Raw genomic sequence first — 9,041 nt, forward strand, 5'->3', positions numbered from 1 at the left:
TTAATCTATACAACTCCAGTCGAAACAAAACTGGTAACTGATATGAAGCGTTCTATTCCATTATTTTATATGGAGGATCAGTCAGGCAACTGGCTTGTCCAAGATTATATACAGCCTCAGGAAGGCTTAAATATAAATCCAGAGGCAGAGGAAGAGTTCCTAATCACAGGATTTGTTTTTAGAGAGAAGACATTATTTAAGGAATGGAAACAGGTTCCTGCAGTTTCTTATGTTACATTGCAGGAAAAGGCTGTCCATGACTACTACTATTCGTATGTTCTTCCAAAAGAAACAGAGCAAATCGATACATTTGCAGCCGAGTTAAAAACAGTATTTCATGACTTATTTGATGATCTTGCAAGTCGTTTAAAGGATCGCCAAATCGTCATTCCACTTAGTGGTGGGTATGACTCTCGATTAATTGCATTAGCCTTGGTGGAACGCGGTTTAAAGGATAATATTATTGCATTTACATACGGAAGACCAGGGAACGGAGAGTCAACTGTTAGTAAACAGATTGCTGATAAGCTAGGCTTAAAATGGAAATACTTTGCCTACGATAAAAAGATGTGGGAGGATATGTACAAGTCTGACGAATGGAAGGACTATGTGGTGTATTCTAGTAATGCTGTTTCGGTAGCACATCTTCAAGATTTTCCAAGCACTAAGCTGCTGGTTGAGCAAGAAGGGTTACAAGACGCAGTGTTTTTACCAGGTCATTCCTTAGATTATCTGGCAGGTGGACATCTACCTTATGAGTCGATTGTGGACAAGCAATTTGAAAAGAGTGAAATTCAAACCTTTATAATGAACAAGCATTTTCGATTATGGGAGCTAGCTGGTAAAGACAGCTATGCAGAAACAGACATCGGTAAAGGATTGTATCAGGATATTGAAGCGTATTCCAATTATACAAATGAACGTGTCACTTCTTTAATTGATGAATGGAATTGGCGAGAACGACAAGCGAAATTTATCATTAATTCTGTTCGGGTATACGAATATTTTGGACAAGGCTGGTCTATTCCGTTATGGGATGATCGTTTAATCCACTTTTTCAGTAAAATCCCTGCGGATTTAAAGTATAAAAAATATTTATATGATTATACATTGCATCAAATGTATCCGGAATACTATCCATTGCCTCAAAAGCCAGGACCAGAAAATTCACTTAAAAATAAATATGGTATTCTCTATCCTTTACTACGCAAAATATATAGAAAGAAAAATCTATATCGTAAATATTTTGATGAGCCAATGGAGTGGTACGGAATCTATCCGACTTACAAGCAGTATGTACAGTCCCTTACTTTTAAAAGAAATGGTCAAAAGTATGAGCACCCGTACAATATCAATTCGTTTATCGTAAAAGACATGATTGAAATGATGAAGGAGATTACAAAATGAAGGTTCTAACTATTTTAGGAGCAAGACCTCAGTTTATTAAAGCAGCAGCAGTTTCACGTGTAATTCGTGAAGAAGTAACGGAGCTTATCGTTCATACTGGACAGCATTATGATGCCAATATGTCTGATATTTTCTTCGAGGAATTAAACATTCCAAAGCCTGACTATCATTTAGGAATTGGTTCAGGAAACCATGGTAAACAAACTGGTGAAATGCTAGCTAAAATCGAAGAAATAATTTTAAAAGAAAATCCTGATTTCTTATTAGTGTATGGTGATACAAACTCAACATTAGCAGGAGCACTTGCAGCTGCTAAACTGCATATTCCTATCGTTCATATCGAAGCAGGTCTTCGCAGCTTCAATATGAGAATGCCTGAAGAAGTTAACCGTATTTTAACAGACCATGTTTCCACGTTGTTACTTTGTCCAACGGAGACAGCTATCCAGAATTTAACGAACGAAAATATTAGCGCGGGCGTGTATAATATTGGAGACGTAATGTATGATGCAGTTCTTTACAATAAAGAACTAGCTAAGTCTACATCTACTATTTTAGAGACTGAAAAGCTCGCTCCAAAGGATTACTTATTAATTACGATTCACCGTGCGGAAAATACAGATGATGTAGACCGTATGAAGTCAATTTTAGATGCATTCCGTCAAATCGAAGATAAAAAGGTTTGGCCAATCCATCCAAGAACAAAGAAAAAATTAGAGGATTACGGCTTTAAGCTAGATGAAATTCCTAATTTACAAGTTATAGATCCAGTTGGTTATTTAGATATGCTTTCCTTAGAAACAAACGCAAGAAAAATCGTAACAGATTCTGGTGGCGTTCAAAAAGAAGCATACTTTGCAGAAGTACCTTGTGTTACTGTTCGCGATCAAACGGAATGGGTAGAGACCTTAATAGAGGATGCAAATATCTTAACTGGAACAGATACAAATAAAATCGTAGACGCAGTTAAAAAAGAAGTAACTCCTTCTTATACTCCTGTTTTCGGTGATGGAAAAACATCGGAAAAAGTGTTAGCTTTACTAAAGGAATATTCAAGTAAATAAAGTAGGTGTGAGCATTGTTAATATTTAGCATATGGCTCTTTACTGTGGTGGCTTCCACATACCTTTTTAAAAAGGTTTCTGGAAGCCTTTCTCTTGTAAAGCCAAATATGATTTCTATTGTTTATTATTATTCTTTCCTTATCTCCAGTTATATTGGCGGATTGTTAATAGCTTTAGGAATAGATGATTACTATATGATCAAAAGAATGGACCATGAGGAATATCGAATAATTGGTTTTATTTTATTGACGCTATTAATGATTTTATTCCCACTAACTCAGTTAGTTGTAGGTAGAATTTTTGGGTTTAATGGGGAGCTAGAATTTAATAACTATCTGCAAAAACCCGTTCGTACAAGTGTAGATAAGAATGAGCGTATCTTTAGATTGGCTTTTGGTGCTTTATCCGCTATATCTGTTTTAGCAGTTGCTTATACCTTATTGAAGACAGCGAATGTTCCTTTAATGGAGCTTTTAAAGGGGAATACATCGGAGCTTGCAAAGCTTAGAATTGATGCGAGTAGAGGCTTCAGTGGGAATGTGTATATTAGGAATATATTCGGTATCGCATTAACTCCAGTCCTTTCTATTATTGCATTTGTATATACTACGAAATCGAGAGCATTATATTGGAAAGTATTGTTCTTTGTTTTGTTCATTTCATCCGTCCTAATCTCTACCTATGATTTAGCTAAGTCTCCTATTTTCTTTTATATCATCATGCTGCTTCTAGCTGGTGTATATACACAAAAGTTAAAGCTCAATTGGAAGAGAATCAGCGGTTATATTTTGGCGGGAAGTGCCTTATTAATCGTTATGTATGTTGCCATTCAAGGGGTTACAGAAATTGAAAGCTTCTTGTCTCATAATTCTGGCCCAATCGGAAGGATTATACTGGCGCAAATTTCACCATTCTTTTTACATTTGGATACGTACTCACATTCTCTAAGCTTCTTAGAAGCAAAAGGCTTGCCTTCCTTTATTGCTGGAATTTTCGATATCGAGCAAGTACGATCAGCACGAATGGTAATGGAGAATGTATTTCCTGAAAACGTAGATAAGGGTACTGGTGGTGTTCTTAATACCATTTTTCTTGGTGAAGCCTTTGCTTCATTTGGATATCTAGGTGTGATTATTTCTATTATTTATATAGCAACCGTTATACAAGTGCTATATATCATCTTTTTACGCTTACCGAAAACACCAGTGGTTATAGCATTGTTTGTCTACTTTACGATTAATCTTCCAAGAACACTTGTTGGAGGAGTAGCTGACTTTTTCTTTAACCCAGTGTGGATATTAATGACCGTAGTATTGGGTGGATTGTTTATTCTGGAGCAGTATTTCCATGTTATATGGACGTTCCTATTAAGCAAAGTACGAAAAAAAGGAGCACCACAATGAAAAATATTTTAATTTATTATCCTTTTACTCTTGCTACTAATCCGAAGAGTGGTTCAGCAATTCGCCCCGTTGAAATGATTAAGGCAATAGAAAAATATGCAACTGAAAATAATTTAGAAACTATTGTTATCTCAGGTACATCTACGGAAAGACGTCAATTATGGAATAAGATGCTTGCTGAAAAGAAACAAGAGCAAACATTGTTTTGTTATTCAGAAAATCAAACGATTCCTTTATGGTTAACAGATCCGGGACATATTCCAAAAGACTGGATTATTGACAAGGATGTTTTTAAAACATTAAAGAGACTTCAAGTGCCGATAGGTGTTTTTTACCGAGATGTGTATTGGAAATTCGATGAATTATATCCTTTGAAGGGTATCAAAAAAACGGTTATGAAGACTATTTATAGGATGGAAGAAAGATTCTATGAGAAGTATGTTCATACACTGTTTCTTCCAAGTGATGCTATGGGAAAGTACGTAGCTATCAATACTAACAAAATGGCTCTTCCACCGGGAGGTCGCTTTACTGAGTTGAATGACAACAACCGGGAAATGCAAAAACCGTTTAAAGGTATTTATGTAGGAGGCATTAATAACGAGGACTACGGCTTGCCGACACTCGTGGATGCTTATGCCCTGCTAAATAAAAAAGAGGTGCTAGGTAAATTAGTTATTGTATGTCGAGAAGAAGAGTACACTCAGCTCAGTGACGAGGAAAAAGATAAGATTAAACAGCCTTATATTGAGCTAAAACATGTGAGTGGAGCTGAGCTTCAGTCATTATATGAGGAAGTAGACTTTGCTTTTATCCCCCGTAAAAGATCCACCTACAACGACTTTGCAGTACCGATTAAATTAGTAGAATACTTAACAGCGAGCTTGCCTATTGTTGCAACGAATTGCTCTGCACAAGAAGACTTTATATTGTCGGGACCATACGGCGTAATAGCCGAGGATGATGCTGAGGGACTTGTGAAAGGTATGTTAGCTATTCAACCAGAATATTTACAGTTCAAACAAAATATTAAAAAAAGCTTTTTACAGCAACATTCTTGGAATGCACGTGCCGAGCAGGCTGCACAAGCGCTTATGGGAGGTAATAAAAAATGAAAATAGCTGTATTAGCTCCAAGTAAGTCTATTCATACACATAAATGGGCATTATTTTACCAATCAAAAGGTATAGATGTGAAGGTTTTTACGTTCAAGGACCATTATTCTGAAGACAATGCAAATCAAGTACCAACGGAAATATTGCCAAAAGTGTTACCTGGTAAAGCATCTTATATTGCAGCAGCACCTGCTTTAAAGAAAATGCTAAAAGAGTGGAATCCAGATATTTTGCATTCCCACTTTATCTCTAGCTATGGATTGCTAGGAGCGATTGTGGATTATAAAGTACATTTTGTTTCCGTATGGGGCAAGGATATATTTGATTTTCCAAAGAAGAACAAGCTAAATGAGAAGCTTGTGAGATTTACGTTAAGTAAAGCAACGGCTATTTGCTCGACAAGTCATATCATGGCTAAGGAAACGAATCTTTATACGAATCGTCCTGTATATGTGACACCGTTTGGAGTGGATTTAGAGAAATTCTATCCGCTAGATACGAATGAAAGTAATGACAAGATCATTGTTGGAACGGTAAAAGCATTAGAGGACAAGTATGGGATCGCTGATTTAATAAAAGGCTTTGCTAAGTTTCATATAGAGTATCCAAATTCTGAGCTACTCATTACGGGAGATGGCCCTCAACGACAAGAATATGAGCAGCTAGCAGATGAGCTTGGCATATCCAACGTTACTACATTTACCGGAAAGGTTCCGAATACAGAGGTTCCAGCTATTATTCGTAGTATGTCTATTTTCGCTGTTCCTTCCACAGAAGATAGCGAAAGCTTTGGAGTAGCCGCAGTAGAAGCGATGGCTTGTGGTGTTCCGGTAGTTGTGTCGAATGTCGGGGGATTACCGGAAGTAGTAGTGAAGGATGTCACGGGTATTGTCACTGATAAGGAAAGTCCAGATCAGCTGGCAGCTGCTTTTATAAAACTGGCCGGGAACAATGATTTAAGAGCTGGAATGGGTAAAGCAGGCGTAGCTCATGTAAAGGACAATTATAGTTGGATTGATAACGCTAATTACATGTTGTCATTATACGAAAAATATACAGAGGCTTAATAGTTAAAGTGGCCACTTAGGAAGAAAAGGTGAATTATATGATTAAGAAAGCAGTCATTCCGGCAGCAGGCTTTGGTACTCGGTTTTTACCAGCTACAAAAGCATTGCCAAAAGAAATGCTTCCAATTGTAGACAAACCAAATTTACAATATATTATCGAAGAGGCTATAGCTTCTGGGATTGAAGATATTATCATCGTTACTGGACGAAACAAAAAATCAATGGAAGATCATTTTGATAAATCCATTGAGCTGGAGTTATTGCTTAAAAATACGGGCAAGCTAGAGTTATTAAAACAAGTAGAGAACATCTCTAATTTAGTGGACATTCATTACATGAGACAAAAAGAGCCACTAGGACTTGGACATGCGATTCTTTGTACTAAAAAGTTTATTGGTAACGAACCATTTGCAGTATTGCTTCCAGATGACATCATCGATTCAGAAGTCCCAGCACTTCAACAAATGATTGCCAAGTATGAGGAAGTACATAGCAGTATTTTAGGCGTAAATGAAGTTCCAAGTGAAGATGTAAACAAATATGGAATTGTCGATTATAGTGCAGCGGAAAACGACTTATACTCAGTTAAACGACTAGTAGAGAAACCTGCTATTGAAGATGCTCCGTCCAATCAAGCTATAGTTGGACGCTATATTTTGACTCCTGGCATATTTGAAGAACTTGAAAAAGTACAGCCGGATGCAAAAGGTGAAATTCAGCTTACAGATGCTATTGATGCCTTACTGAAAAAAGAATCCATCTATTCTTATATGTTCGAAGGCAAGCGTTATGATGTTGGAGACAAGTTTGGGTTTTTGCAGGCAACATTTGACTTTGCATTAAAGCGTGACGATTTAAAGGAACCATTACTTGCTTACTTGAAGAATAAATTGAAAGATTAAACGGTGATAGCGATGCGTATTGTATATTTATGTCAACATTTTCCACCAGAAACAGGTGCACCTCAAATACGTGTGTATGAAGTAAGTAAGGAATTACTTGCTCAAGGACATGATATTCAGGTAGTTACCGCGTTTCCTCATCATCCACATGGAATTATTCCAGATGAATATAAAGGGAAAAAATATGAGTTTGAAAAATGGGATGACATCCCGGTTCACCGAACTTGGATTTATCCATCTAAAAAAGGCTCGTTTTGGAAACGCCTTGTTTCCTATTTTTCATTTACCTTTAGTTCGTTCTTTGGGTTAATGAAAACAGGGAAAGTGGACGTTATTATTGTCAATTCTCCTCCGATCTTCCTAGGATTGACTGGGTTAATTGGGGCAAAACTAAAAGGAGCCAAGTTCGTTTTTAACGTAGCGGATGTTTGGCCAGAGTCGGCTGTTAAGCTTGGGCTTGTAAAAAATAAACTGTTTATTAAGCTTGCAGAAATTCTGGAATCCTTTCTTTATAAGCATTCTTGGAAAATCGCAACTGCCACGGATGGTATTAAGTCATACATCATTAACCACTCTCAGCCAGAGGAAAAAGTATTTGTATTACCTAATGGAGTTAATACAAAATTCTTCTATCCTCAGGAAAAAAATGAAGAGTATGTAGAAAAATTTGGCCTACAGGGTAAGTTTGTTTTTGCCTACGGAGGAAACCTTGGATACGCTCAAGGGCTTGAGTTTATTTTGTATGCAGCGAAAAAAATGCAGGAAACTGTTCCACATGCTCACTTTCTTATTGCAGGAGCAGGACCGGAAGAAGAAAAGCTTCATAAGCTAAAAGGTGAGCTTGGTTTACAAAACACTACATTTTTAGGACATCTTCCTTTGAAGGAAATGCCAAAATTATTTTCAGTAACAGATGTAAGTATAGTTCCACTTCGTGACATACAATTATTTGAGGGCGCACGTCCATCGAAAATTTTTCCTGCAGCAGCATCTGGAGTACCAGTGCTATATTGTGGTAAAGGGGAAAGTGCAAAAATCATTACAGAAAATAATATAGGATTAGTAGCTCAACCAGAAAATGTTGACTCAATGTCTGAAAAAATGTTTGAATTTGTAGAAATGAAGGTAAATGATAGAAAAGCTATGGAAGAAAACGGTAGACGATTAGCAGAAGACGAATATAGCTGGACTACAATTGTAAATGACTTGTTACAAAATATTACTCAAAAGTAATATTCTTTACGATATACACCATCCTTTAAATTATGTATAATTGGTAAGATAAAATTTAAAAGTAAAGTAGGGAATTATTATGACTACTTCACGCCAAAACAAGAGAAAAAACAAGACGAGAAGAAAAATTTTATATACTGTACTGATCGTTGCGATGGTGTTATTGTCTGGAGTTATCGTATTTGCTACTAATTTGTCGTTTCAGACAAAGAACGCTGTTAACAAAATCTATGAGCCACTAGATCGTGAAAAGGAAGAACAAAACGAGGCAATAGAGAAGTTCGACAATGCAAAGGCAGAAGATTCAGCGTTTACTATTTTATTGGCCGGTATTGAGAATGAAGAAAAAGCTAAATACGGCCGTTCAGATGTGCTTTTAGTTGCAACAGTAAATCCTAAGACAAATAAGATATCCATGGTAAGTATTCCACGTGATACAAGAGTTTATATTCCTGACCTAGGGTATAACGATAAGATAAACCATTCCTACGCGAATGGTGGTATTAACTATACGATTAATACAATTGAAGAAATGTTAGATATTCCGATAGATTACTATGTTTCGACAGACTTCCAAGGCTTTGAAGATATTGTTGATACGGTAGGCGGAATTGATGTAGATGTGCCATTTACATTTAAAGCACAGTTAACAGGTAGCTTAAAGTGGAAAACGTACACAGAAGGCCCTATGGAACTTAACGGTAACGAAGCTCTTGCTTATGTACGTATGAGAAAAAGCGATCCACAAGGTGACATTGGTCGTAATAATAGACAAAAGCAAGTAATTAAAGAAATTATTGATAGAGGCACGAGCATATCAAATATTACTAAAATAGATGATATGATTGAA

The 9,041-nt window shown here is 36.6% G+C and carries 8 protein-coding genes; all 8 read left to right on the plus strand.

Annotation, left to right across the window (positions count from 1 at the left end; all coding sequences use genetic code 11):
* A partial coding sequence (locus AC06OU_RS11150) for an asparagine synthase-related protein (protein WP_475855815.1) occupies positions 1–1,407 on the plus strand: 1,407 nt, incomplete at its 5' end.
* Positions 1,404–2,471, plus strand: coding sequence for a non-hydrolyzing UDP-N-acetylglucosamine 2-epimerase (gene wecB / locus AC06OU_RS11155; protein ID WP_340884816.1), 1,068 nt, complete (start codon positions 1,404–1,406; stop codon positions 2,469–2,471). The genes AC06OU_RS11150 and wecB, both read left to right, overlap by 4 nt.
* Positions 2,472–2,485: 14 nt before the next feature.
* A complete protein-coding gene (locus AC06OU_RS11160) occupies positions 2,486–3,874 on the plus strand; it encodes an O-antigen polymerase (RefSeq protein WP_342566987.1) in 1,389 nt (462 codons plus the stop codon).
* Positions 3,871–4,989, plus strand: a complete 1,119-nt coding sequence (locus tag AC06OU_RS11165) for a glycosyltransferase (protein WP_475855817.1) — start codon at positions 3,871–3,873, stop codon at positions 4,987–4,989. The genes AC06OU_RS11160 and AC06OU_RS11165 overlap by 4 nt, the downstream gene beginning before the upstream one ends.
* Positions 4,986–6,056 carry a glycosyltransferase gene (locus AC06OU_RS11170; RefSeq protein ID WP_475855818.1) on the plus strand — a complete coding sequence of 357 codons (1,071 nt, stop codon included), beginning with the start codon at positions 4,986–4,988 and terminating at the stop codon, positions 6,054–6,056. Before AC06OU_RS11165 ends, AC06OU_RS11170 begins: the two co-directional genes overlap by 4 nt.
* A 38-nt stretch (positions 6,057–6,094) precedes the next feature.
* On the plus strand, positions 6,095–6,958 hold the full coding sequence (gene galU / locus AC06OU_RS11175) for a UTP--glucose-1-phosphate uridylyltransferase GalU (RefSeq protein WP_475855819.1): 864 nt from the start codon (positions 6,095–6,097) through the stop codon (positions 6,956–6,958).
* Positions 6,959–6,970: 12 nt separating this feature from the next.
* Positions 6,971–8,191 carry a glycosyltransferase family 4 protein gene (locus AC06OU_RS11180; protein ID WP_475855820.1) on the plus strand — a complete coding sequence of 407 codons (1,221 nt, stop codon included), beginning with the start codon at positions 6,971–6,973 and terminating at the stop codon, positions 8,189–8,191.
* Between the two features lie 79 nt (positions 8,192–8,270).
* On the plus strand, positions 8,271–9,041 hold a 771-nt coding region (locus AC06OU_RS11185; RefSeq protein ID WP_475855822.1), incomplete at its 3' end, for an LCP family glycopolymer transferase.

It is taken from the genome of Psychrobacillus sp., assembly GCF_056205495.1.

Coding starts and splice junctions, on each gene's coding strand:
- wecB (WP_340884816.1), top strand. CDS start 1,404: ATGAAGGTTCTAACTATTTTAGGAGCAAGACCTCAGTTTATTAAAGCA.
- AC06OU_RS11165 (WP_475855817.1), top strand. CDS start 3,871: ATGAAAAATATTTTAATTTATTATCCTTTTACTCTTGCTACTAATCCG.
- AC06OU_RS11180 (WP_475855820.1), top strand. CDS start 6,971: ATGCGTATTGTATATTTATGTCAACATTTTCCACCAGAAACAGGTGCA.
- galU (WP_475855819.1), top strand. CDS start 6,095: ATGATTAAGAAAGCAGTCATTCCGGCAGCAGGCTTTGGTACTCGGTTT.
- AC06OU_RS11170 (WP_475855818.1), top strand. CDS start 4,986: ATGAAAATAGCTGTATTAGCTCCAAGTAAGTCTATTCATACACATAAA.